Raw genomic sequence first — 25,060 nt, forward strand, 5'->3', positions numbered from 1 at the left:
TGTTTCATAGTAAATTAGCGGACTTTTATAAAAAAGTTGAAGTAAAAATTTTATTAAAAGAAGATAAAATTAGTATTATTTTATTTTTATTGTCTTTAATAACAAAGTTCATACAGCATATGCATCTATATTTGTGGGTAACTTAAAGGTAAAGAGAAGGAGGAGATAAAATGAATATGAAGCTTATAAGAAATTTGTTTTGCGTAATAAGTTTATTTATGTTCGTAAGCTTTTACACATTCTCTTCTAATGAATTTACAACCACTAGAAGTTACATGAATATAGTGCAGAAGGGATACAGTAACGTTCTTACATACTTTAATAGAGATACAAGTAGCAAAGAAGTTCAAGCAAAGCCAAAAGCACTAGCAATGGTACCAATGAAATCAGTTTTTTCTCAAAAGACTGAAAATTTAGAAGTATATCCTGGTGGTAGTTGTGTAGGTGTCAAAATACAAACCAAAGGAGTCCTAGTAGTTGGATTTTCAGATGTTGAAACAAATGAAGGAAAAGCTGAAAGCCCAAGTAGAAAAGCAGGGATAGAATTAGGTGATGTAGTTTTAAAAATAAATAATGAAGAAATAGAAAACTCTAAAGACTTAATAAGAAAGCTAAATAATATGACTACTTCTAATGTGACAGTTACTTTAAATCGTAATAATCAATTAGTAGATAAAACTATTAACGGTATAAAGGCTGCAACAGATGAAAAATACAAAATAGGTTTGTGGGTAAGAGATTCTACTGCAGGAGTAGGTACACTAACATTTTATGATGCTAAAACTCAAAAATTTGGCGCTTTAGGGCATCCAATAACAGATAATGACACTAATACTATATTAAGTATAAAAGATGGATCTTTAGTTAATACTTCAATAATTAGTGTGAGAAAAGGTCAAAAAGGAACTCCAGGAGAGTTGAAAGGCGTGTTTGTGGAAGAAGATAATCCTCTAGGATCAATAGTAAATAACACTGTTTGTGGTATATTTGGAACAGCAGATAAGACACTAGGAACTAGAAGCAGCAAACCATTAAAAGTTGGGTTTAGAGATGAAATAAAAGAAGGAAAAGCAAAAATAATAACTACTATTGATGAAAGTGGTCCACAAATGTACGACATCGAAATAGTAAAACTTTTATCTCAAGATAAACCTGGTCCAAAGAGTATGATTATAAAAGTCACAGATCCTAAATTATTAGAAAAAACAGGTGGTATTGTTCAAGGTATGAGTGGAAGTCCGATTATACAAAATAATAAAATAGTTGGAGCTGTAACACATGTTTTGATAAATAAACCTGATGTAGGATATGGTATTTATATAGAATGGATGCTAAAAGATGCTGGTATTATACAGTAACATAAAAGTAAATATTGTGATATAATGAAAAAAGATATCTTAATAAGATATCTTTTTTAAAATAAAAAATTTTTTAAGAAGGAAATAAAGAACTTTTGTCGAATTTATTTAATTGTAATTAATTGTTAATAATTGGAATGATTATGCGAAGGGGAGAATTTTATGCAAGAATCAAAAATATCAGTATTAATAGCAGACGATAATAAGGAATTCTGTAATATATTAAATGATTATCTTCTTAATCAGAGAGATATAATAGTAACTGGGATTGCTAAGGATGGGTTAGAAGCTCTTAAATTAATAGAGGAAAGAAAACCTGATCTAGTTGTATTGGATATAATTATGCCGCATTTAGATGGACTTGGAGTTTTAGAAAAACTTGCTTCCATGAACTTAGATCCATTTCCAAGAATAATTGTACTTTCTGCTGTAGGGCAAGATAAGATTACTCAAAGAGCTATAACTTTAGGTGCAGATTACTATGTTGTTAAGCCATTTGATATGGATGTATTTACAAAGAGAATAAGACAAATGTTTAATGATACAATATCAGGAGATTCTACTAGAAAAACTGTTCCTCTAATGGAAACACCAGAAGTTAAGGTGGAAACTAAGAAAGAACCATTAGATTTAGAATCTGAAATAACAAGCATCATTCATGAAATTGGAGTTCCTGCTCATATTAAGGGATACATGTACTTGAGAGAAGCTATAAGCATGGTAGTAAATGATATGGAACTATTATCTGCTGTAACAAAGGAGTTATATCCTTCTATAGCAAAGAGATATAATACTACTGCAAGTAGAGTTGAAAGAGCTATAAGACATGCTATCGAAGTAGCTTGGGGAAGAGGACAAGTGGATGCTATAAACAAACTATTTGGCTACACTGTTCACAATGATAAAGGCAAGCCAACAAATTCTGAATTTATCGCTATGGTCGCAGATAAATTAAGACTTAAAAATAAAGTGAGCTAATGGCATGGCTGTGACATTTTTGACAATAAAGTTTATCAAACATATACCAATAAACTATTTTTTACATCAACAAACTATATAGGTTTGTTCATAAACACTTCTTAATCAGATTGGTTAGGAGGTGTTTTTTGTTTTACGAAAACTAAAAAAAAGGTTTTTAACTGTAGAAGATGCAATAGAAGATTTTTTGATTTATTTCACAAACAAAAATATAAGTATTAATACTAGAAAATCTTATGAATCTACACTAAAGCTATTTTCTGAATTTTTAGAAGAAGAATGTAATATTACACATACTGAAGCTATCACTGAAAAAACATATGAGAATAGATATAGTTTACAAGAAAGTAGTATATAATGTTAATTGCAAATAATGATAGATTGAATATATAACTCATTTTGGTATATTATGGTTGAAGAGTGTTATTTCTAACATTATAATATATATGTATAAAAGAATAGAGAGGTATTTATGAGGAAGAATTTTATTTTAAAAGTTATTATTGAATTAGTGTGGTTTGTAATATGCTCTACTACAATACTTTCAACTATATTCAAAACAAATTTTCCGACTTTAATTAGATTTGTAATATTTATGTTAATTTGTTGGATAGGCAATATTATCATAAATTATATTTTTTATAAAAAAAATGCAGGAAATTAATCCTCCATTTTTAATTTTAAGTCCTAGTGAAGTAACCAATATAATAATCTTGATTTACGCCTTTCCAGCAATAATGAAAACATGTCATACCGTTTGAACTATTATGAGCATCATAATATACATTACTGTTATATTCCCAATTGTCACCTACTTATGGCAATGGAGTAGGTATATCTACTAAACTTGATATTCGTCCCCATATTTTAGTAATAGCAACCTGAGCTGCCCATGCAGATACACCAGTGATAGTCATCCATGCAGTACAAACAACTGCAGCTGCTATACCTTCATAGTGGCAATTTCTTCTCGAGCATGAGTATTTAAAAAGCCAATAACCGTCATCTAAAGTAGTGAAAGTTCTGTCTGTATTTTCTGTTTTTAAAGTGTTTTGATTAGTTAATGACTTGGAAATAATGTCAGAAACTTTATAAGTTTTAGCAGAGTTAGGTATTTTTCCACTTTAAATGTTATTTTGACTTAAAGGATTACTGTCTGATGAGATAAGCTCTCCAGTTGCTTTATTTAAGGTAATAAAATCAACACGACCAGTTGAGTATGTTGATTTTAGAATGGTAATATCTACTGTACAAACTAATTTATATTATTAAACTATATAATAAAAGGCTGGTATATATTAAGAAAGATTTAGAGTATGTTATATCTAAAATGAAATTGAAGTGAACATTGGTGAGAAGTTTAATTAAGTTTCTTATAATTTGTTAACTAAATACCTAGTGTATAATGAAAAGTTCATTTTATGCAACAAAATTAAAGGATAAAAGCTAATTAAATAGAATATACATAAATAGGATATTGAGTAAGTTGCTGTATATAATTAATGTTATAAAGGGGATTAATATGAGAAAAATATTTAACGATGAAGAATTTATAAAAAAAGCTTATAATGCTGTCATAAAAGGCAACGCTATGCCAATAGCAATCCTTATACTAGGGCTTTGTTTAGTTTTTAGCGCTAATTCTTTGGGAAAGGCTATGATAAAAGTAGCAGATTCATATGAGTTGAATGGTCAGGCTGGTGCAAATGGAATGTATGCTATAGCACAATCAAATTCTTATATGGGAAATGCAATAAACAATCAAAGTAACAATAACCTAACTAGCAATTCAACTAATAACAAAACTATGCTTGATTTTGTAGATACTTATAGATATTTAAATATATCAGAAGATGATTTAAATAAGATTGTTGCGAGTCCGGATACAAAAATCCCTTATATAAAGATTAGTGGAAAATATGTTTTTAATAAAAAGGCACTAGATAAGTGGTTAGAAACTGCAAGAGTTGAAGTTAAGTGATAAGTTATGTTTAAGAATATTTTTGAAATTAATTGGTTATACAGGAGATGCTATATGAGCAAGCTATTAGAATTAAATGATTTTTTCAGATGGAATGGCTCTAAAAAATCGCTAATCGTTCTTTATTAGTGATTTTTTTACGCATCTGCCTTTTCTTAAGCGTATGTGAAGAAATTCTGGCAGGCGATATATTTTTACTTTTTACTTTTTAATCAAATAACCTTTTTATTTTCTTAAATTTAAGATATCAAATGCTTACAAAAAGTATGGATTATTAAAAAGTAAAAATGTACTGTTCGAACGTAGTGAGTTTACATTTTTAGCCATGGAATATGAAGAAATCATATTAATTCTTTGCGTAAGCTCATTAAGGATGAACAACTCTACTCCTAAAAATATAAATTCAATTATAGAGTTGTTCATCTAAAGAGCGTCGGATGATTAACCAATTAATTTCAACATAGTGATTTAGCATAGCCCAATAATATAAAAATGCTAAAATGTAAATAAAGTGCTAACAATTTTAAAACAACAATAATTTTATTGACTTTAAAGTGCGAAAATATTATAATGTAATAAAAGTTAATAATATTTATCAAGAGTTATGGAAGAGGATTAGCTCGTTTGTACCATAACACCAACCTGTTTTATTCAAGGTGGTAATGCTAATAAGGATAAGTGGTTTTTTAATTGTAAACTACCTCTTATCGTATGATTAGAGGTTTATTTTATTTTTTAGATAATTGTAATCTAGATGAAACTATATATTAGTATGCTTTACTATAAGAAAAAACAAAAGCTATATAGAACTAAAGAGTAAAAAAATTATTACCTATAAGGTTACTCATATGTGTTTAGAACATGAGATTCACAAGAACGCGAATTAAAGTTAAATTAACGATTTTTATTTTTACGGATATAAAATTGAATAAGTTTGCTTATAAAGAGTAAGGGAGAGAATGGGCTCGATGAACTTACAGCAACCTACCACGGTGTGGTGCTAATACCTACCATATTTCATATGGGACTATAAGATTGATATAGAGATTATGGCTTCCTTATGATAGATATAAGGAAGTCTTTTTTATCGTCAATTATAAATTTATTAGCAATTTTTAGATAAAAGGAGAGATATTTGTGAAGGGTTTAAATGAAGTAAAGAAAAGTGGATTTAGCAAAAACTCTTTTTCTGATGCGGCAATAAGGAGTAGTGCAAATACAGAAGAATATGTAAGTTATGTTATTTCATTAATAAATAGCAACCTTTTTAAGGGAGAGGACACTGTAGACTATTTATTAGATGAAGAAAGTCTTTGCCTATATCATGGGCAGAACGAATTTTTAAATATATCACAGAAATATGTAGATAACTTTAGGCAAAGAGGAAATTTCGCTTTTGACAAGTTTATATTAGATATATTGTCAGCCAACGGCTTTGATATCAATAAACGTAATAATTACTATAACAAATTGAAGAGAGTATGTATGTAATTATAGTGTAAGTATGTAGAGCGGGGTAATCTATATTTACTTTTGTGAAAATTTGGTATATTATTTAACTTAAAATGAAAATTAACAAAAATCTTCTATTATATAAAAATAAAATTTGCGTGGTTATATTATAATATTATTAGTTGCTTTAAGTAAAAAGTGAAGATTTATTAAAGATATCAATGTTCGGAGGATGATTATGAGTTTTAAGTTAGATGAAAAAACTTTACAAGAAGATTTAAAATATACTGGAGATTTTATAAAGGTAGTAAGAAGTACGGTGGAGCTTCCAGATGGAAGAGTTGGGTACAGAGATATAGTTAGACACCCGGGGGCTGTGGCTATAGTAGCTATAAAAGATAATGGAATGATTTTAATAGTAGAACAATTTAGAAAACCAGTAGAAAAGATACTTCTAGAGATACCGGCAGGTAAGTTAGATGCTGGTGAAAATCCTATGGAAGCGGCAAAAAGAGAGTTAGAAGAGGAAACTGGTTACAGCTGTAGTAATATCCAGTACTTAGGCAAAATAGCAACAGCACCTGGATTTTGTGATGAGTATATAGGGATTTATAAAGCAACAGGACTCACCAAAGGTGAAACAGACTTTGATGATGATGAATTTATAAATCTAAAAGAATTTACATTAGAAGAATTAAAAGATATGGTACGACAAGGTAAAATTGAAGATGGAAAAACTATTGCAGCTCTTCAATTTATATAGATAAAATATTTGTTAAAAAAAGTTCATCTTATATTCACCAAATAGATAATTTCTTTAAGTATATCTTGAGAGATTTGAACATAATATTTATTAAGCAAAAAAAGGGGGATAAAAAGATGAACACATTTATTAATAAAATTAATGAAAACTTAAGACAAAATAAATTAATTTACTTAATAATTACTGCGGTATTTATTGTAGGAGTGGTTTTAGGAGTTTACTCAATACTTTATATGAGCCAAGCTAGTAAAAATGATGTTATGAGTTATTTTAATAGTTTTGTTTCTTCAGTAAGCGATAAGCAGATAAATTATAAAGATTTGATAATTGAATCAATGAAAAACAATTTGATATTTTTCATTGGAATATTATTGTTAGGTTTTATAATAGTAGGAGCGCCTTTTGTACTTATTATAGTACTTGTTAAGGGATTTTTAATTGGGTTTTCATTTTCTTTATTAGTAAATATACTTGGTAATCGTGGAGTTGGACTAGCCCTTATTGCACTGGTGCCTCAAAATATTGTTATAGTACCTTTTATAATAATATGCAGTTCTTTAGCAGTGCAGTTTTCTATGGCAAAGCTTAAAAGCAAGTTTACTAAATCAGTAGTTTCCAATGAGGCCATTTTAAGTTATGTTAACTTCTATTTATTTTCAGCTATATTTTTAGTTGCAGGAATATTCTTAGAAACATATATAGTTCCTAATTTAATGAAGATAATAATCAAGAAATTTTATGTATAGGATGTTTTAATATGAATGATTTTATTAGTTTATATAAAGAAAACTTAATAGCTAAGAATAAAAGTAATAATACAGTAGAAGCATATATAACAGATATTATTGGATATTATAATTTTTTAGAGGAAAATAATATAGATCCTTTAGAAAATGATTATTCAGTGAGCTACTATGTACAAGCTATTACTGATACAAAAAGTGTAAAGTCAATTGAAAGATGTGTTATAGCTTTAAGAAGTTACTACAGATTCTTAAGCGATAAGAATCTAGTTAAGGAAGTCCCTAAGTTTCCTAAGATTGATAGAAATGAAAGAAGGGACATAGGTCCAATTTTGACTATTGAAGAAGTAGAAAAAATAATAAACTGTATTGATATAAGCAATATAAAAGGAATAAGAGATAGAGCTGTTTTAGAAATATTGTACGGAACTGGAATTAAGGCTACAGAAGCAATTTCCTTAACTGTTGATGATGTTAATCTAGATCTTAACTTTATTACATGTAAGGATGGAAGAGGGCTAGAACGAATAATTCCCTTTGGAAGAGCCGCAAGAACTGCTATTATTGAGTATTTAGGTCAAAGAGAAAAGATAAGCAAGGATGAGAAAATATTATTTTTGAATTTAAATGGAAAGGGTTTAACAAGACAGGGAATTTGGAGAATCGTTAAAGAGTATAATGAAAAAGCAAGCATAAAGAAGATTATAAATCTCAATACTCTAAGGCATTCTTTTGCTATACACTTACTAGAAAATGGAGCAAATCCAAAAATAGTGCAGCAACTTATGGGAACACATGTAATGAACTATATGGATTTATACTTTGATTATGTTTCTAAGGACAAAGTAAATATTTCCTATAATAATTTTCATCCAAGAGCGTAAATTAAAGTTTTATAATATTTAAAAAGAAATTCTAGATTTTAGTTACCGTTGTTACGGTATATTTTATAGTCTAGAGTTTCTTTTTTTGTCATAAATTATTTTATTTTGGTAAAAATAATGTCGAAAGGAGGAGTATATATGAAAAAAATCAAATATCAATCAATATGTTTTGTATTATCATTAATTTTATTATTAAGCTTATTTTCATTTCCTGTATTAGCTGATGAACAAATAAAGGTAGAGGCAAAATCAGCAATATTAATGGAGGCTGTAAGTGGTAAAATACTTTTTGAGCAAAATTCTCATGAAAAATTTGCGCCAGCTTCAGTAACAAAAATAATGACTATGCTTTTAGCAATGGAGGCTGTAGATAGTGGCAAAATAAAATTTAGCGACAAGATTACGGCTAGTGAAAATGCTAAAAAGATGGGTGGAAGCACAATGCTTCTTGATACTGGTGAGATAAGAACTGTTGAGGAAATCCTTAAAGGTATTGCAATAGCCTCAGGAAACGATGCTGCCGTAGCCATGGCAGAATACCTTGCAGGTACTGAAGACAGTTTTGTAGGTCTTATGAATGAAAAAGCACAAGCTTTAGGTATGAAGGATACTACTTTTAAAAACTGTACTGGACTTCCTGCTGATGGACATTTATCAACTGCTTATGATATTTCATTAATGTCAAGGGAATTATTAAAACATCCACAGATACTAAAGTACACTGGTACATATATGGATAACATATCTGAAGGAAGAAAATCACCTATAGAACTTGTAAACCATAATAAGCTAGTAAGATTTTTTAAAGGCTGTGATGGACTTAAAACTGGTTTTACAAATGATGCTAAGTACTGCATATCAGCAACTGCTACAAGAGATGGTGTAAGAATGCTTTCAGTAATTATGGGAGCACCAACCTTCAAGATTAGAAACAGAGATGCAAGTATGTTATTAAATTTTGGCTTCTCAAAGTTTGAAAGCAAAAAGCTATTTGTAAAAGATCAAGATGTTGAAAAGATAAGCATGAGTAAAGATGGAGAAAAGTTCTTTATGGCAAAAGCTAAAACTGATGCTGTTGTAACCATCGAAAAAGGATCTGCTGATAAGATTACTAAAAAGTTATCATTGAAAACAGATCAAATTAAGTTTAAAAAAGGTGAAATAGTAGGAAAATGTGATTTCTTCTTAGGTGAAGAATTAGTAGGTTCAGTTGAATTGTATTCTGATAGGGATATAAAGAAGGCTAATTTCCTAGAAAATATAAAATACAATTTCCAAAACCTTTTCAAAGGTGGAGTATAAGAAGGAGTAAAATCCTTCTTTTTTTATTCTTTTGGAAATTATACCTCAATTATATCTGTAGATAATCATGCGAATAGACTCAAGACATAGTATAAAGTTAAAGAATAAAAAAAGAAGAATATGTGTCGCCTGCCAGAATTTCTTCACATACGTTCAGAGAAGGCAGATGCGCAAAAAATTTGACTAAAGAAGATCGCTTTAGTTAAATTTTTATTATTCTTTTGGAAATTATAGCTAAATTATATTTGTGTGTAATTAAGCGAACATACTTAAGACATAGTATAAGTTAAAGAATAAAAAAAGAAGAATATGTGTTGCCTGCCAGAATTTCCACTATATGCATTTCGAAAGACATATGTGAAAAAAAGCTAACCGAACAAAATCGCTTCAGCGGCTTTTTTATTGCTTTTTTTGATTTATTGCTTAATAATCTTTAACTTGATATTATATATATAGGAAGTTTTTAAAACAAGCTATACTTCTTAGTATTATGCTTGTATACTTTGGCTATGTTTAGGACTATTAATAAAATTAAGTAGATATATGTAAGCTTATTAAAGTATCGGATGACTACCGCTTAATTTCAACATGGTGACTTAACAGCGCCTATATTTTACATACCTTAATTAATTGAAAAAATAGGAGAGATTATATGCAGCTTCCAAGCATTAAGATAACGAATTTCGAAGGACCATTTGATCTTCTTTTGCATTTAATAAAGCAGAATAAGATGGAAATTCATGATATTAAGATATATGAACTTACAAATCAGTATATGGATTATTTAAATACAATGAAGGAGATGGATTTGGATATAACATCAGAATTCATAGTGGTAGCAGCTACGTTGCTTGAGATTAAGTCAAAGATGCTCCTTCCTAAACCAGTTAAGGAAGATGAAGAGGACAAGGATCCGAAGCTTGATTTAGTAGAGAAACTTATAATATATAAGAAAATAAAAAATGCAGCAGTATTTCTTAGCAAAAAAAGTTTATACACAGGCAAGATATTTACAAAGAAACCTGAGATAATAGAAGACTTAGGCAAAGATAATACTGAAGATTTACTTTTAAATATAACCATGCTTGATTTGTACAACATTTTTAATCAGCTCATAAATAATTATAAGAATAAGCAGAATACAACTGTAATAGAAAAGAGAATATATGCAGACAAGTATAAACTAGAAGATAAGATGAGTTATATCTCAGAGGCTATACTTAGTAGAAAACACATTGACTTTCAGAATCTGCTGTTTGAATGTGAGTCAAAGTTAGAAAAGGTAGTGACCTTTCTAGCGGTACTTGAGCTTATTAAGCAAAGGGTAATAAAAGTAATACAGGAAGATAGTTTTTCTAACATATACATAGAGGGGAATGAATTTAGTGGACAAGATTAATATAGATCAATTAGAGTTTGAAGAGGTTTCTACGAAAAGTCAGTATATGTCAGTAATAGAATCTCTCCTATTTGTAACAGGTGAACCACTAGGACCTAAAGATTTAGCGAGAATATTAGAATGTGATATAGACTTAGTAGAAGAGATAGTAGAATCCATGATGAGAGAATATGAAAACCAAGGAAGAGGAATAAAGATTATAAGCATTAATGGTATGTATCAATTAGTAACAAAGCCACAAAACAGTGACTATGTACAAAAGCTACTTAAAAAGAATTCAAGACAATCCTTATCACAAGCTTCTTTAGAAAGCTTAGCGATAATAGCATATAAGCAGCCGGTTACCCGTGTGGATATTGACGAAATTCGTGGAGTAAAAAGCGATAGTGCAGTACAAAGGCTTATGGAAAAGAACTTAATTAAGGAAATGGGCAGACTGGAGGTTCCTGGTAGACCAATCCAATATGGAACTACTGAAGAATTTTTAAGGCAATTTGGGCTAGAAGACTTAAAAGAACTTCCTTCACTAGACTTATTTGAAGAAATAGAAGAAATAGAAGAAGTTGAAGATACACAAGATTCGAATCAATTTGATGAACAATAATTAATATAGAGACTTTGAATATACATACTTTTAAATAATGTTTATAAAGCATATATAGGTAATAGTACATAAATAGTAAATTGAATTATAATAGTAAAAGTTAAAGAGAGTAAGAAATAAAAGCTTATAAACTCTATGATTTTTAACAAAAGAATAAGTAAATATAGACTTTCGTTATATACGAAAGTCTATATTTTTAGTTCTATTGATTTGTTTCAGGTTTGTTGCAATTTTCTTCCTTGCTATTTTTAGGCTTTGAGAAGAAATCTTTTATAACCTCTAAGACTTGAGGAACATTATCCACAATTCTATCATAGGTATTTGTTTGATTTACAGGAAGAAGTCTTACTGAGTTTTCTCTAAGAACTAAAAATGCAACTGGTCTGACAGTAACCCCTGCACCAGAGCCTCCGCCAAATGGATACTTTTCAGGCACTTCTTTACCAAACTCACTTCCGCCAGAAGCAAATCCGAAAGATACTCTAGAAATAGGAATTATATAACTTCCATCTTTTGTTTCTACAGCATCCCCTATTACAGTGTTAACGTCTATCATATCTCGTAGACTTTCCATGGTTGTTTTCATTAAGTTTTCAATTGGATGATTACATTCCATAACTTTCCCCTTTAGGGTCCACCTCCTTATATTTTAAGGACAATAATATTAATAAAATTATATATATAATTTTTACTAAATTTAAAAAAATTATACTTTTTATTTTAATTTTAACGGAAATACCTTCAGACTGGAAATTAGGAGTTAGCTTCGTATCATTTTCTATAATCTTAAAAGGGATGTTAATTATCATATAAATTGTTGTAATAACTTGATATATGATTCCGTATATTTTAGCTGTACTAGCAGCATCTCCTGTAGAATAATTCATTTCGTAGCATAATCTCATCTTAGGTTTTATTGGGTTATGATTTAATCTATAAGTTATATTTTTCAAGACATCTATATTGAATTGAATCTTTTTCTTCTTAGGTTTTTTCTTTTCTTTTTTAGGTTTGCACTTTTCCTTTTCTTTTTTCTTTCTTAACATTTTTTGTAGAGAAAATACTTTAAATCTATATAAATAAACTTCTAAGTCCAAATCTTCAAATATTATTTTAAGCTTTATAGGAAAAGGTACAATTAATAATAAAAGTATTAATATAAAAATATATAATGCAAGCATTAGCCTTCCTCCAAAAATAAAGGATATATTAATCCTTCTACTTATAGTATTTCCATTTTTTTTACGTATAACCATGTATATCTAGGTTATTTCAATTTTATTTTGGGGAATTTATATATATAGCTTTGCTACCTTGATAAATTGTTAGATTGAAATCTTCATTAATGAATTTATAAGTTTAATATGGCATCTTATAAAACCATAAAATAAATTCAAAATATATGTGAGTATAAGATAATAAGTATTATGTAGTTAAAATATAAAAAAGGACTGATGTTATGAATATTAAAAAGGGAATTAGTTGTTTTTTAAGCTTTCTTCTTATTAGTTTATTAATAGGTAACAATATAACAGTCTATGGTAAAGATTTAACTCCTAGTGCTAGATATGTATTGGCAATGGATAGAAATTCAAAACAAGTATTATATAATAAGAATGGCTATATGCCTGTTCCTATGGCTAGCACAACGAAAATAATGACGGCTCTTATAACTTTACAAAATAAGAATCTAAATGAAAAAGTAGTTATTAGTAAAAATGCAGCATCAATAAGAGGCTCAACTGTGGGGTTTAGAAGCGGAGAAGAGATAAGTATACATGAGCTTGTATTTGGACTTATGACTAGATCTGGCAATGATGCAGCTATTGCTTTAGCAGAAGCTCAAGCAGGAAGTGTAGAGAATTTTGCAAAGGTTATGAGTTCTTTTGCTACAAGCTTAGGGCTTATGGATGCACATTTTGAGTCGCCTCATGGATTGGACAGCCAGAATCATTATTCGTCAGCATATGATATGGCTTTATTAACTTCTGTTGCAATGCAAAACGAAAAGTTTAGAGAAATAGCAGCAGTGAAGGAGTTAAGAAAAGAAAAGTATGGATTCACAAGAGATTATACAAATATAAATAAAATATTACATAGAATACCTGAAGCTAATGGAGTTAAAACCGGTTATACAGGTCAGGCTGGAAAATGTCTAGTATCCTCCGTAAATTTAAATGGAAGAGATATAATAATAGTTGTATTTAATTGCCCAGATAGATGGGAGGCTACTGCAAAAGTCTATGATTATATAAAAGAAAACTATGATTTTCATTCAGTAGCTGTAAGTGAAGCTATCGGTAAAGAAGCGGTAGAGAAAAATGGATATAATCCAGAAAGTAAAATAGATTTTGTATTGCCTAAAGGAAAAAGCTACAAGATTGATTATACTGATTTTTGTAATAAAAAAGGTGAAATTGGTGGTAAAGTAACAGTTGTTGATAGTGATGGAAATGAAGTTATAAAGAAATATGTTAATAAAAAGTAGAGCCTTCACAGGCTCTATTTTTTATTAGGAAGAACACATTGAGTATATTGTAAATTAAGTTTTTATAAGTATGAAGATATATGGATGTACCACTTTAATACGAAATATAGTTTTAAAAATAGATTTCGTATTAAAGTGGTACATCTATAAAAACAAAAGTTTTATAATAAAGTGATACATTTTTAAATTATATTAAAGTAAAAATAAAATTTTGAAATTGAATATCTATAGTAACCAAATGAGTTATGATGAAATAATTTAGTAGTATAGGATTTAAAATATCATAATCATATAGGCTAAATAAATCTTAAATAATTATTGTGGAGGAGTAGATGGACAGAGAGTTAATAGATTGTATTGATGCTGGAACGGAATATTGTCCTTCAGTTATAGAAAAGCATCATTTTATAGTAAAGAAAATAAATCATGATTTTATAAACTTAATTTTAAGTTCTATAGTATCTCCGTTCCAAGATATGGTGTCAATTATGGTGTTTAGTAAATTTCTTTTATGGATAACATCTTTTATCACTTCATATTCATCTCCAGGAGAACAAAGAGTTTCTTGAAAGAGGCTAACTTTAGGAAAACTTGATTTAGTTATTTTAGTTGTATAGTTATTATTAAATTTAAATTTTAAATCTTTCAATTCAGTATCTAGTTTTTCCACTTCTTTAATTATATACTTGGATATCTCTTCTTTTTCAGAAAGTGCTAGTTGTTTAACTAAGTTACTTATTATATGTTCTTTTTCATTTATTGATGTTTTCAAAGCATTAATATGATTTTCTTCATCTGTTCCTTTCTCATAAAGTTGCATCAAAGAAGAAAGTGAGCTGATTAATAAATCTTTATCATATGCTTTAATTTGCTTAATTAGAAGATTGTCTAATATATCAACTCTTATATTCTTATTATCACACCTAGAGCCATTACTGTTATCTTTAGCAGAACATACATAGTAATCAAGTCTTTTATTTTGGTTTTTAGATTTATGACCTTGCTTTACCTTCATACTAGATCCGCACTTTGCACAAACCAATAATCCAGTTAAAAGAGCAGTGTTATCACCTGTACCAAGTCTTTTGCTTCTCTTTTCTCTATTTTTATCTAAGATTCCCTGCACTTTTATCCAATCCTCAGCATTTATTATGCCTTGGTGTCTAGAAACGGCAACTATCCATTCTGTAATATCTCTGTCAGTTGTGATGTTTTTGGTTTTATTATAAGTAAGGTATCCGTTTCCATTTGCATCACCAAATACATTCATGCCTGATTGCTTTAAGAAGTTGTTTGTTGTTTCAGAAGACTTTACGTATAATGGACTTGTGAGAATTCTTCTGAGTTGCATAGTTGACCATTGTCCTCCGTTTTTTCCCTTTATATTTGATGAATTTAAATATCTTGAAACCTTTGACAAGGAACGTAGTTCTAAGTATTTAGAAAAGATTAAATTAATTATGTTGAGTTCTGACTTAAGTGGACAGAGTTGCATCAATGAACGTTCTTTAAACTCACTATCAATATAAGTAACTCTTTCCGCAGCAAAACCAAATGGCTCCTGTCCTCCAAGCCACCTACCTGATTTTGCAAGCTGAAGCATATTATCGCGAACTCTTTCAGCGATAGTTTCTCTTTCCAGTTGAGCGAACACACTAGCGATATAAATCATTGCACGACCCATAGGAGTAGTAGTATCAAATTGCTCCCTAATACTTATAAAATTAATATTATATTTTTGAAGCATATCTAGAGTAGTTGAAAAATCAGCTACATTTCTGCTTATACGATCAAGTCTATAACATATAAGTACATTAAATAAATTTTTCTTTGCATCCTTTAAAAGCTGCTGAAATCTAGGTCTATTAGTGTTCCCGCCTGAGAACCCCTCATCCTCATAGATAATATAATCCTTGATACCAAGATTAGAACCATATTGTTTACATAATTCTATTTGGTTTTCAATTGAGTCACCTTTACCGGTAAATATAGATTTTCTACTATAGATAGCTGCTTTCATAATTACCTCCTAGGCTTTATGATACTATTTTAATAAAGTGGAATTAAGAATATGACACATAATTTATATAGTGACGAATATATGTTTAACACTTAATTATATTTATTCATATTATGTAAGTAATAATGTTTAAAGAGGGTTCATTATATGAATAAAGAAATTACTATAATCATAGAAGGGAAGCTAACAAAAGAAATGAAAATAGAATATGCGAAAACATTGGCTATTAGTTTACTTAATGAGTATGGGAAGAGTGGCTGCAAAGAATTACTAGATCTTAATAAAAATATAGATGAACAATAAAATATTAATTTATCTTTTTAGCAATAAAGTGCATATTATTGTTGGAAATTACAAAAAAAGGTGTATAATAATTAATAGCTTTATTATAAAAGCTGGCCTTAAGTATCTAATTATAAAAATATGATTTGCTAAAGTTTAATTGGATTTATAGTTAATTTTAAGTATTGTTTGAAAAATATATCTATTAAGGAGTGATTCAATGAATTTCTATAAACCTAGTGAAAAGATAAAATTTATGAGAAAGAATTTACATATGAGTCAAGCTGACTTAGAGCATATTAATATGACCAGAGCTTTTATAAGTATGATGGAAAGTGGAAGAAGAAATGTTACTAAAACAAGCTCTAAGCTTTTATATGAAAAGTTTAGTGAAAAAGCTAAAGATTTAGGAATTGAACTAAACATAGATGAAGATTATTTTTCAACACTACCACAGGAAGATGCTAAAGTGTTCTGTGAAAAAGAGCTTAAAAAAGATATATCACATGAAGAGATAGAACACGTAATTACTATAGCAATAAGTTTTAATTTAGATGATATTTTAGCAGAAGCATATAAAAAGAATGGGGACAAGTATTATAGAGAAGGTAATTATAACAATGCATTTATAAGTTTTACTAATGCACTTGGTAAATTAAAAGAACTTAAAAACTTTAAGGAACAATTATTTATTTATAATTGTTTAGGAGCATGTAAAAGTGAAATAAGTGAGCATAAGGATGCAGCATTTTATTTTCATGAATGCATTAATTACTCAGCGCAACATCAAGATTACTCTAATTTCATAAAAGCAAGTTTTAATTTAGCAAGGTCATACAGTTATTTGAAAAGATATGAGGAATGTTTAAAACTAATAAATGAAAATATCTTGGAAAGTAATTTACACGTGGATGAGCAATACAAAATAAATTCAATGATTATAAGAGCTAATGCATTATACTCCTTGAATAAACAAGAAGAAGCTTTATCAGAATACTACTCAATAATTGATGAAGTGGGAGATAAAAATGAACTAGTATTATCAATAGTATACACTAATTTAGGGGAACATTTTTATAGAGTTGGGCAATTAGATAAGAGTTTGAAATATACAAATGAGGCACAAAGGCTTAAAAATAGAGTGAATAAAAGAAGCCTTTCTGTAGTTCTAAATACAAAGGGCAAAATATTATTTAAGCAAGGTTTACTTGATGAGAGCGCACTTATTCTTGAGTTAGCGGTGAGTAAGGCAAAAGAGTACTGTAACTATGATTCACTATTAGAAAATCTCAAAGATTTAATAAAAGTATATGAGAAAATGAATGACATAGATAAGATGAAAGAGCTTTCTATGGAGTTAATAAACTTCCATGAAAATAAGAATATTATCTAGCATGAAAGAAGAAATCTTATATCAGAAAACCATATGAAAACAGAGTATGGCTTAAAAATATAAACATTATAATTCAACCAGCTGCAAATGCATTAGAAATTTAGAAAGAGTTATGACTAGGGTCTATATGCATGATATTAATATAAATACACTTAAGATATGTATTAAAAAAATGTTGGTAATTATCTAAAATATCATATGGAAAAAAAAGTAAATTAAGGCGGAAGTTATTTTTTGTAAGTAGTTACAATTTAAAATATATATTGAAACTGAGTTATCTAGATATATTATAGACTAACTACAATAAGAAAGTATTTTTCTTATGACATAACTCATATATTGGCCAATTATTAAAATAAAGTATAGTAAAATGTTAAGTTACTGAAAGGAATTTTATTAAAAATCTAATGGTTGTCCTTTGATGATTTAGTAAAGAACTAAATTAATATAAGTGATTTTTTATAATTCTAATTTTGCTAGTTTTTATGAATTTATCTCCGTTTAGAAGATTATGAAACATTAGATTAACACTGTTAATTGGTAAAGTTAATTTGAATAATACAAAAAAACTAAGATATCTTTGGAGATATTTTGTAGCTACACCATGAAAAACTTCAAACCATTTTTTTATATTTGATCTGAAGTATCTTAGGTTATTATATGATTCTACTTTTAAAACTCTTTTTTTATTATGTTTTCTTGCTACTTGAGACAGATGTCTGTCACCATAATGAACAATATAAGAATTTTCTTCTATCTTCGAGTACAATTTTATGTTAAAGGTTGTAAGATTCCAACAAGAATTGAACAAAGGTTTGATAAATAATGAATCGTCATCTCCCTTTGCCCCAATAATCCATACATTTTTTCTCAAATTAACGGGACAATCCCTGTTTAAATTAAAGCTTTTTATATTTCTGGAACCTTTAAAGTTTTCGCGAACAATAGTTTTCCCAACATGAACAACCCCACTTAACTTGTCAGGGGTAATATCTAGATTTATGGAATGAAGTATTTTATGTCTCCAATAAAATGCTGTAACTAAGCTAATATTTAGCTTTTTAGCACAAAATCTTAATGATTTCTTTTCTAATAATAATTCAATGAATTCCATCCAGGTTCTAGTATCTTTTTTTGAATAGCTCCACAAAGAATTGGTCGTCTTAGAAAAAGTTATTCCACAAACTTTGCATTTATATCGTTGAATTCCTTTATAAAATCCGTATTTAATATATTCTCTACATTTGCATGATGGACAATGACTCACAATTCTATTATCATATAAATCTTTCTTTAGAGTTTGATTAATATGAGAATCTAACCTTTCGAATTTTATATCTTGGTTTATCAAAAGAAACGCCTCCAATTTAAATGATCATATTAGATGCAATGCTTTTTATATCATCTTAATCCTTGCCTTTTTATCAAATTTCTAATCATCACCAACATTTTTTTAATACATAATCATATATTGTTTAATTAGTGTCATCAGTTCAGTTGTTCAATACATGTTATTAAAATCACAACAAATAATCTAATAAAATCTATTCACTATTGTTATTAATCTGAAGCTAATGTATATTATTTTTAATTAGTCATTTTAGGTATAATTAGCAATAAGCATAAAAGTAGCCAATTTAATCTGAGAGATATTTTGGCATAAATCGCAGTTTTATAGATGTACCACTTCGAACCGAAATCTATTTTTAAAACTCTCACGGGTTCTGGTGAGAGAATTTAAAAATAATATATTTTATTACGAAGTGGTACATCCATAGAAATTAGATTGTGAAATGCAAAGTATAAACTTCAGCTTTAAGTTGAAAATCTATATAGATATAGGGGGATAAAAAATGATTCCAAATAAAGATCATCTTGTAGCGACTTTTTCAATTGTTGGGTATGATCCTGTGGAAAAAGAATGGGGAGTTGCAGTACAATCAAAATTTTTAGGGGTAGGAGCTTTAGTGCCTTGGGCGAAGGCTGGTGTGGGAGCTATAGCAACTCAATCCTGGTGTAATACTAGTTTTGGACCAGAGGGACTTAAACTGTTAGAAGAAGGATTAAGTGCAGAGAAGGTTTTAGAAAAGCTACTGGAAAACGATGAGCAGAAAGAATATCGTCAAGTTGGTATTGTGGATGCTGAAGGAAAGGGAGCTACATTTACAGGTAAGGAATGCTTTAACTGGGCTGGTGGAATCGCAGGAGAAAATTTTGCGTGTCAAGGCAATATATTAGTGAATCCTGAAACTGTAGAAGCTCTTGCAGATACTTTTAAAAATACAAAAGGAGACTTGGCTGAACGACTTGTTGCTGCTTTAGACAGCGCTCAATCAGCTGGTGGGGACAGTAGAGGAAAGCAATCTGCTGCCTTATTAGTAGTAAAAGAAAAAGGTGGCTATGGTGGCTTCAATGATAGATATATAGATCTTAGAGTGGATGATCATGTAGAACCAATCAAAGAATTAAAGAGACTTCTTGATTTATATAGGCTTTATTTTTATAAGACTAAGCCAGGAAATTTAGTTAAAATTGAAGGTAAATTAATCAGTGAAATTAAAGAAGAACTTAAGAAGACAGGATATTTTGAAGGTGAAGTAGATGAAAAGTTTGATGAGCAATTTAAAGCTGGCCTTAAGAGATTTTACCTTACAGAAAACTTTGATGAGCGTTATCGTGAAGATGATAATATAGATATAGAAGTGCTAGCATTTTTAAGAGAATTAGCTAAGAAAAGTGAATAATTAGATGAAATAAAACAGCATGGATACCTTAGAGTATTAATGCTGTTTTTTGCTTTAATATTGATAATTTGCGGTTCAAATAAGATAAATAATAGAGTGTGAATGATAAATAATTTTCAAAATTTATTGTATAGACAAGAGGTCTAAGTAATAAAAATGAGATGTAAAATAAGATTAAAGGTTACAACATTATTATAAAAAGGAGAATACAATTATGGGAGAAAATAATAAGGGTATAATTCCAGAAGGTTTTTTATGGGGAAGTGCAGTAACTTCTTTCCAGAGCGAAGGAGCTTATAATGAAGGCGGAAAAGGGGTCTCTATAGTTGATAAAAGAGAAATTCCAGAAGGTTTTTCTGATTGGACGGTAGCTGTAGATTTTTATCATAGATATAAAGAAGATATAAAGTTATTTAAAGAATTAGGTATTAACTCATATAGAACAAGTATCTCTTGGGCAAGAGTTATGCCAAATGGTGAAGGTGAAGTTAATGAGGAAGGGTTAAAATTCTATGACGATTTGTTTGATGAATTATTGGCAAATGGAATAGAGCCAGTAATAACACTTTATCATTTTGATGTGCCTAATGCTTTAGCAGAAAAATATAATGGTTTTGCCTCTAGAAAAGTAGTAGATCTATTTGCAGATTACGCAAAGCTTGTATTTGAGAGATATAAAGATAAGGTTAAGTATTGGATAACTTTTAATGAGCAAAATTTAGTTCTTATTATGAATGAATACTGGGGAGTAACTACACCAGAAGGTGCTAACAGAGAAGCATTAGCATTTCAAGTATGCCACAATGTATTCATAGCTCATGCTAAAGCTACAAAGTTATTGCATGAAATTATTCCTGATGCAAAGATGGGTGGGATGGTAGCTTATACTACAACATATCCAATCACTTGCAAGCCAGAAGATGCATTAGCAAATCAAAAGGTAAAGGAACTATTCAATGATTTGTATTTTGATGTATTTGCTCATGGAGAATATCCAACATATATAACAAGTCTATGGAATAAGAGAAACATAAAACCAGTGTTTGAAGTTGGCGATGAAGAATTACTAAAAGAAAACACAGTAGATTACCTGACTTTTAGCTATTATAGAAGTGATGTAGTAAAGGCAGTTTCAGATGAAGAAGGAAGTGCTGCTATATTTAAAGGAATTACAAGAAATCCTCATCTAGATGCTAATGAATGGGGATGGGCAATAGATCCGATAGGATTTAGAATAGCATTAAAAGAGGTTTATGCTAGATATAGAATGCCTATTTTTGTAACTGAAAATGGAATTGGTGTTAGAGAAGAATTAAATGAAAATAACACTGTAGAAGATGATTACAGAATTGACTATTTGAGAGATCATATAAAAGAGATGAAACTTGCCATGGAAGAAGGGGTAGAGGTAATAGGCTACTTAACTTGGGGATGTACAGATATTTTAAGTTCCCATGGTGAAATGAAGAAGAGATATGGATTTATCTTCGTAAATCGTGATGAAACTGATTTGAGAGATCTAAAGAGATATAAAAAGAAAAGCTTTGACTGGTTTAAGAAAGTTATTGAATCAAATGGAGAAATATTGTAATTAATACAATAAATATATTGAACAAAACTCACTTTTGGTGTAAAATTACACTAAAGGTGAGTTTTGTGTTTTTATGTTTTATATATTTTATGTAATAATGGTTTGAAAGGATGAGGCAAGATTGGGTTGTTTAAAAAGGTCCAGTATAATATTTTTAATTTTAACTATACTTCTATTTTTTATGAATATTGTAGATGGATTCTACGGGAATCCTGTAAGTAAATATTTGGCCAATAGACAAATGACAAGTTATATAAATAGTTGTCTACATATAAAAAAGTTTGAAATTAAAGCAATAAATAAAAATATTAAATATGGAGGATATTATGTTGCTGATGTATATGATGAAGATAATAACAACAAATTCAACATAGCAGCAACAGAAAAAAATGTTATTTCTAATACTCTTACTGATATAGAACCTCCAACAAATGTGGATAAAACTAATTATTCTTCAATAATTTTATGGGAAACACTAAAAGTAAGTTTTATATTATTTGCACTATGTTCTATCATATATTTTTACGGTAGTTTGTTTAAAAAAAGCAAAGAATCGTGATGTTACGCTTAATTTAACTGTTATTCAAGTATATCTTTATTGTTTAGATATATTTCGAAAGTAAAAAACAACATCTAAGATATTAATGACTGAAAGGTGAGCGAAATGACAAGAGAAGAGTTCATAAAAAAAGTTGATGAAAAGATAAAACTTATAAGAACTGAAAAGGGATATACCCAAGATAAGATGGCTGAAATACTGGGAATATCTAAAAAGACACTAGTACAAGTTGAAAAAGAAAGAGCAAGCTTAGGTTGGTCAGTAGCCATAGCAGTATGTGTTATTTTTAAAGAAAGTGAAATACTTGAATTAACTTTTGGTGGAGATATTGATGAAATTATTCTATCTTTGTCTTTTGCAAATGAAGAGAGAAGATATGCTCCAACCCTTGGAGGAAAGGTGTGGTGGAACAATATAAAAAGTGAAAAAGGATTTACCATACAACAGAATATAATATCAAACCATTATAGAATTTTAGATAGCAATAACAGAAGGATTTGTTATTCTTTTGAGAGAGAGTATATAGATATGAGATTTAAAGAACTTACGGAGTAAAGGCATAAGTATGCACTGATACATGAATGTATAAATTTGTAGATAAATTAAGGAGGAGATCATGAAAATTAAAAATTCAATAATTATTTTATTTCCATCAATCATAATGACGTTAATAAATGTATTTTCTTTTTCAACGGATAGGATAAGTGGATACGACAAAGAAGGCATGATAATTCTGACGCTTATTATTATAAATCCGTTACTTTTTTTTATACAAGGGATAATGGCAGGTAAAGAAAAGATCAATATGTTTTTAGCTTTGGGTACGTCTACGGCAATATTTGTCTTATGGTGTTTAATCTATTTAAATCCTTCTGCGCTACCATATTGTGTTGTTTATATAATCATAGGTGGATTAACATACTTATTTGGAAGATGGTTTTATAGAGGCAAAAAAGCATAAGAGTATGAATTATGACAACTTAATGTTGTTTATGGTTTGTAAATAATAATTAAGACTACAGATAGAATATCTCGATTTAAAAGTATGCTGCAAGTATATATAAATTATTAAATACGCTGTTAACAAAAGTAACTGCTAGTTGGATTAACCATCACTAGCAGTTACTTTTTACTGTATAGAAACCAGTATTAATAAAGGTTTTCGATAAGTATTGCAAAAAAGAGATTTTCCTTATTGAAGGAAATCCTATTAAATAAAAATTTATAAGTCATAACTTTTATAATGATAAAAACAAAGCTATATTGATTAATAGGACATTAGAGTTTTAATAACCTCATAACAATTTGAAACAGGATGATAGTCCACTTTAGGTATAGGAGCTTTCAAATTATTATATTTTGTGTTAGTTCTATTTAGTCTTTTGTGCCAGCCACCATGTTCACTATCAATAAAAAACGTCTCACAGTAAGTAGATATATAAGTATACACATTCCAGTAATAAGCTTCCTTGCTATCGGAAGCTAAAAGAGCGGAAGCACCAAGGGTCTCCGCCATTACCCAAAAGTATTTGTCTGTGTCAATTGGAGCACCCTTTTGAGATATGGAGTAGAATATGCCGCCGTACTCATTGTCTACTGCTTTTGACATTGTAGTATTATAAAGATATTCAGCTTTTAGTGCCATCCAATCTTGAGGGAAGTTTCTCTTAAGCATTAAAAGTAACTTACTCCACTGAATAGAAAAACCAGGTATAAAAGCTGCTGTGCTAATATCTTCTTCGGACTCTTTATCATAGTTCCAATCGATTTGCCAATTCTCGTCGTAATGATCCCAAATCATGCCGCCAGATTTGGAGGCAAGTTTTACTGTAACAGATTTTGATAATTCGTAACATTTTTTAAGAAATTTTTTATCAGAAGTTGCTTCATAAGCGGCTATCATAGCCTCACACATATGCATATTTGCTTGTTGACTGCGGTATGGAGATGTAATTGTAAAATCTCTATTTATCTCATTTACATATAGCTCATGATGAGGTTCCCAAAAATGGTTTTCAAGAAGTTCATAAACATACTCAATTATATATTTAGCAGACTGTATCCCAGCTTCATATGCCTTAGAAGCGGCAAGTAAAACAAAAGCATGACCAGTAGTAGATTTAGTGGAATCTGACACCTGGTTATTTTTTAGTGTCCAGTAATATCCACCGTTACTTTTATCTAGATGGAATTCTTGTAAGAATTTCAATCCATGCTCTACTGCTTTGATGCACCATGAAGCTTCACTATCAAGTAAGGCACCAATGCTAAACATATAAATAAATTTTGCAGTTCCTAAAATATGTTTTGTTTCAAAGTCACCAACGGTTCCGTCATCAAGAAAGTAACTAAAATAGCCCCCATTTTCATAGTCCATGCACTTTGGATAATAAAAATCAAGTATTTGAAAGATATGATTTTTTAGCCACTCAGGGTTTTGAAAATCTGAGCTACATACAGACTTATTGACCATTTCTTCACCACCTTAACATTAAAATATATTCCCTTTAAAATCTATA

The 25,060-nt window shown here is 29.2% G+C and carries 23 protein-coding genes, 1 pseudogene and 1 riboswitch; of the genes and pseudogenes, 19 read left to right on the forward strand and 5 right to left on the reverse strand.

The window, feature by feature from the left end:
- Window positions 1–176: 176 nt before the first annotated feature.
- From spoIVB to scpB, 11 genes are all read left to right on the forward strand, one after another.
- Entirely contained in the window at window positions 177–1,358 is a 1,182-nt protein-coding gene (gene spoIVB, locus OCU55_RS04125) for a SpoIVB peptidase (RefSeq protein ID WP_427847035.1), read from the forward strand.
- Between the two features lie 162 nt (window positions 1,359–1,520).
- Complete coding sequence (gene spo0A / locus OCU55_RS04130) at window positions 1,521–2,336, forward strand: sporulation transcription factor Spo0A (protein WP_183278102.1); 816 nt, start codon at window positions 1,521–1,523, stop codon at window positions 2,334–2,336.
- 121 nt (window positions 2,337–2,457) lie between these two features.
- Entirely contained in the window at window positions 2,458–2,694 is a 237-nt protein-coding gene (locus OCU55_RS24020) for a site-specific integrase (RefSeq protein WP_427847024.1), read from the forward strand.
- Window positions 2,695–3,858: 1,164 nt separating this feature from the next.
- The gene (locus OCU55_RS04135; protein WP_261851035.1) at window positions 3,859–4,317 is read left to right on the forward strand and encodes a MerR family transcriptional regulator; all 459 of its coding nucleotides are present in this window, start codon (window positions 3,859–3,861) and stop codon (window positions 4,315–4,317) included.
- A 935-nt stretch (window positions 4,318–5,252) separates the two neighbouring features.
- A riboswitch (SAM riboswitch) is annotated at window positions 5,253–5,353 on the forward strand.
- Window positions 5,354–5,454: 101 nt separating this feature from the next.
- Window positions 5,455–5,808, forward strand: coding sequence for a hypothetical protein (locus OCU55_RS04140; RefSeq protein ID WP_261851036.1), 354 nt, complete (start codon window positions 5,455–5,457; stop codon window positions 5,806–5,808).
- Window positions 5,809–6,007: 199 nt separating this feature from the next.
- A complete protein-coding gene (locus tag OCU55_RS04145) occupies window positions 6,008–6,532 on the forward strand; it encodes an NUDIX hydrolase (protein ID WP_261851037.1) in 525 nt (174 codons plus the stop codon).
- A gap of 116 nt (window positions 6,533–6,648) precedes the next feature.
- Window positions 6,649–7,278, forward strand: coding sequence for a stage II sporulation protein M (gene spoIIM / locus OCU55_RS04150; RefSeq protein ID WP_261851038.1), 630 nt, complete (start codon window positions 6,649–6,651; stop codon window positions 7,276–7,278).
- A gap of 11 nt (window positions 7,279–7,289) precedes the next feature.
- Window positions 7,290–8,159, forward strand: a complete 870-nt coding sequence (locus OCU55_RS04155; RefSeq protein ID WP_261851039.1) for a tyrosine-type recombinase/integrase — start codon at window positions 7,290–7,292, stop codon at window positions 8,157–8,159.
- Window positions 8,160–8,297: 138 nt separating this feature from the next.
- A complete protein-coding gene (locus OCU55_RS04160; RefSeq protein WP_261851040.1) occupies window positions 8,298–9,461 on the forward strand; it encodes a D-alanyl-D-alanine carboxypeptidase family protein in 1,164 nt (387 codons plus the stop codon).
- 652 nt (window positions 9,462–10,113) lie between these two features.
- Window positions 10,114–10,860 (forward strand): segregation/condensation protein A, encoded by a 747-nt coding sequence (locus OCU55_RS04165; protein WP_261851041.1) that lies wholly within the window; start codon window positions 10,114–10,116, stop codon window positions 10,858–10,860.
- Between the two features lie 46 nt (window positions 10,861–10,906).
- Window positions 10,907–11,464 carry an SMC-Scp complex subunit ScpB gene (gene scpB, locus OCU55_RS04170; RefSeq protein ID WP_261851506.1) on the forward strand — a complete coding sequence of 186 codons (558 nt, stop codon included), beginning with the start codon at window positions 10,907–10,909 and terminating at the stop codon, window positions 11,462–11,464.
- A gap of 202 nt (window positions 11,465–11,666) precedes the next feature.
- Here scpB and ytfJ read toward each other — a convergent pair whose 3' ends face one another.
- A complete protein-coding gene (gene ytfJ / locus OCU55_RS04175; protein WP_261851042.1) occupies window positions 11,667–12,080 on the reverse strand; it encodes a GerW family sporulation protein in 414 nt (137 codons plus the stop codon).
- The gene (locus OCU55_RS04180) at window positions 12,070–12,645 is read right to left on the reverse strand and encodes a DUF2953 domain-containing protein (protein ID WP_261851043.1); all 576 of its coding nucleotides are present in this window, start codon (window positions 12,643–12,645) and stop codon (window positions 12,070–12,072) included. The genes ytfJ and OCU55_RS04180 overlap by 11 nt, the downstream gene beginning before the upstream one ends.
- Window positions 12,646–12,929: 284 nt before the next feature.
- Between OCU55_RS04180 and OCU55_RS04185 the strand changes: the two are divergent.
- A pseudogene (locus OCU55_RS04185) lies at window positions 12,930–13,763 on the forward strand (D-alanyl-D-alanine carboxypeptidase family protein); the annotation flags it as partial.
- A gap of 613 nt (window positions 13,764–14,376) precedes the next feature.
- On the opposite strand, the gene OCU55_RS04190 reads toward OCU55_RS04185, so the two are convergent.
- Window positions 14,377–15,972: a recombinase family protein gene (locus tag OCU55_RS04190; protein ID WP_261851045.1), complete on the reverse strand. Its 1,596-nt coding sequence runs from the start codon at window positions 15,970–15,972 to the stop codon at window positions 14,377–14,379.
- Between the two features lie 147 nt (window positions 15,973–16,119).
- Here OCU55_RS04190 and OCU55_RS04195 point away from each other — a divergent pair, with 147 nt between their 5' ends.
- Window positions 16,120–16,275, forward strand: a complete 156-nt coding sequence (locus OCU55_RS04195) for a hypothetical protein (protein WP_261851046.1) — start codon at window positions 16,120–16,122, stop codon at window positions 16,273–16,275.
- Between the two features lie 199 nt (window positions 16,276–16,474).
- Window positions 16,475–17,647 (forward strand): helix-turn-helix domain-containing protein, encoded by a 1,173-nt coding sequence (locus OCU55_RS04200; RefSeq protein WP_261851047.1) that lies wholly within the window; start codon window positions 16,475–16,477, stop codon window positions 17,645–17,647.
- Between the two features lie 442 nt (window positions 17,648–18,089).
- Here the strand turns inward: OCU55_RS04200 and OCU55_RS04205 are convergent, their stop codons facing one another.
- Complete coding sequence (locus tag OCU55_RS04205) at window positions 18,090–18,998, reverse strand: IS1/IS1595 family N-terminal zinc-binding domain-containing protein (RefSeq protein ID WP_261851048.1); 909 nt, start codon at window positions 18,996–18,998, stop codon at window positions 18,090–18,092.
- 502 nt (window positions 18,999–19,500) lie between these two features.
- On the opposite strand from OCU55_RS04205, the gene OCU55_RS04210 reads away from it, so the two are divergent.
- The 5 genes from OCU55_RS04210 (at window position 19,501) to OCU55_RS04230 (ending at window position 23,502) form a co-directional block, all read left to right on the forward strand.
- On the forward strand, window positions 19,501–20,391 hold the full coding sequence (locus OCU55_RS04210; protein WP_261851049.1) for a DUF1028 domain-containing protein: 891 nt from the start codon (window positions 19,501–19,503) through the stop codon (window positions 20,389–20,391).
- Between the two features lie 214 nt (window positions 20,392–20,605).
- The gene (locus OCU55_RS04215) at window positions 20,606–21,982 is read left to right on the forward strand and encodes a glycoside hydrolase family 1 protein (RefSeq protein WP_261851050.1); all 1,377 of its coding nucleotides are present in this window, start codon (window positions 20,606–20,608) and stop codon (window positions 21,980–21,982) included.
- 121 nt (window positions 21,983–22,103) lie between these two features.
- Complete coding sequence (locus OCU55_RS04220) at window positions 22,104–22,541, forward strand: YfjL-like protein (RefSeq protein ID WP_261851051.1); 438 nt, start codon at window positions 22,104–22,106, stop codon at window positions 22,539–22,541.
- A 105-nt stretch (window positions 22,542–22,646) separates the two neighbouring features.
- Window positions 22,647–23,096 carry a helix-turn-helix transcriptional regulator gene (locus OCU55_RS04225; protein ID WP_261851052.1) on the forward strand — a complete coding sequence of 150 codons (450 nt, stop codon included), beginning with the start codon at window positions 22,647–22,649 and terminating at the stop codon, window positions 23,094–23,096.
- A gap of 61 nt (window positions 23,097–23,157) precedes the next feature.
- Window positions 23,158–23,502 (forward strand): hypothetical protein, encoded by a 345-nt coding sequence (locus OCU55_RS04230; RefSeq protein ID WP_261851053.1) that lies wholly within the window; start codon window positions 23,158–23,160, stop codon window positions 23,500–23,502.
- A 306-nt stretch (window positions 23,503–23,808) separates the two neighbouring features.
- Here the strand turns inward: OCU55_RS04230 and OCU55_RS04235 are convergent, their stop codons facing one another.
- Window positions 23,809–25,014: an AGE family epimerase/isomerase gene (locus tag OCU55_RS04235; RefSeq protein ID WP_261851054.1), complete on the reverse strand. Its 1,206-nt coding sequence runs from the start codon at window positions 25,012–25,014 to the stop codon at window positions 23,809–23,811.
- Window positions 25,015–25,060 lie beyond the last annotated feature (46 nt).

The sequence above is a fragment of the Clostridium folliculivorans genome (assembly GCF_024341905.1).
GTDB lineage: Bacteria > Bacillota > Clostridia > Clostridiales > Clostridiaceae > Clostridium_AR > Clostridium_AR folliculivorans.

What these genes read in the sequence shown, in the direction of transcription:
- OCU55_RS04165 (WP_261851041.1), top strand. Translation starts at nt 10,114, where the DNA reads ATGCAGCTTCCAAGCATTAAGATAACGAATTTCGAAGGACCATTTGAT.
- OCU55_RS04160 (WP_261851040.1), top strand. Translation starts at nt 8,298, where the DNA reads ATGAAAAAAATCAAATATCAATCAATATGTTTTGTATTATCATTAATT.
- OCU55_RS04215 (WP_261851050.1), top strand. Translation starts at nt 20,606, where the DNA reads ATGGGAGAAAATAATAAGGGTATAATTCCAGAAGGTTTTTTATGGGGA.
- spoIIM (WP_261851038.1), top strand. Translation starts at nt 6,649, where the DNA reads ATGAACACATTTATTAATAAAATTAATGAAAACTTAAGACAAAATAAA.
- OCU55_RS04235 (WP_261851054.1), bottom strand. Translation starts at nt 25,014, where the DNA reads ATGGTCAATAAGTCTGTATGTAGCTCAGATTTTCAAAACCCTGAGTGG.
- ytfJ (WP_261851042.1), bottom strand. Translation starts at nt 12,080, where the DNA reads ATGGAATGTAATCATCCAATTGAAAACTTAATGAAAACAACCATGGAA.
- spoIVB (WP_427847035.1), top strand. Translation starts at nt 177, where the DNA reads ATGAAGCTTATAAGAAATTTGTTTTGCGTAATAAGTTTATTTATGTTC.
- scpB (WP_261851506.1), top strand. Translation starts at nt 10,907, where the DNA reads ATGTCAGTAATAGAATCTCTCCTATTTGTAACAGGTGAACCACTAGGA.
- OCU55_RS04200 (WP_261851047.1), top strand. Translation starts at nt 16,475, where the DNA reads ATGAATTTCTATAAACCTAGTGAAAAGATAAAATTTATGAGAAAGAAT.
- OCU55_RS04145 (WP_261851037.1), top strand. Translation starts at nt 6,008, where the DNA reads ATGAGTTTTAAGTTAGATGAAAAAACTTTACAAGAAGATTTAAAATAT.
- OCU55_RS04135 (WP_261851035.1), top strand. Translation starts at nt 3,859, where the DNA reads ATGAGAAAAATATTTAACGATGAAGAATTTATAAAAAAAGCTTATAAT.
- OCU55_RS04210 (WP_261851049.1), top strand. Translation starts at nt 19,501, where the DNA reads ATGATTCCAAATAAAGATCATCTTGTAGCGACTTTTTCAATTGTTGGG.
- OCU55_RS04180 (WP_261851043.1), bottom strand. Translation starts at nt 12,645, where the DNA reads ATGCTTGCATTATATATTTTTATATTAATACTTTTATTATTAATTGTA.
- OCU55_RS04195 (WP_261851046.1), top strand. Translation starts at nt 16,120, where the DNA reads ATGAATAAAGAAATTACTATAATCATAGAAGGGAAGCTAACAAAAGAA.
- spo0A (WP_183278102.1), top strand. Translation starts at nt 1,521, where the DNA reads ATGCAAGAATCAAAAATATCAGTATTAATAGCAGACGATAATAAGGAA.
- OCU55_RS04230 (WP_261851053.1), top strand. Translation starts at nt 23,158, where the DNA reads ATGAAAATTAAAAATTCAATAATTATTTTATTTCCATCAATCATAATG.
- OCU55_RS04225 (WP_261851052.1), top strand. Translation starts at nt 22,647, where the DNA reads ATGACAAGAGAAGAGTTCATAAAAAAAGTTGATGAAAAGATAAAACTT.
- OCU55_RS04190 (WP_261851045.1), bottom strand. Translation starts at nt 15,972, where the DNA reads ATGAAAGCAGCTATCTATAGTAGAAAATCTATATTTACCGGTAAAGGT.
- OCU55_RS04155 (WP_261851039.1), top strand. Translation starts at nt 7,290, where the DNA reads ATGAATGATTTTATTAGTTTATATAAAGAAAACTTAATAGCTAAGAAT.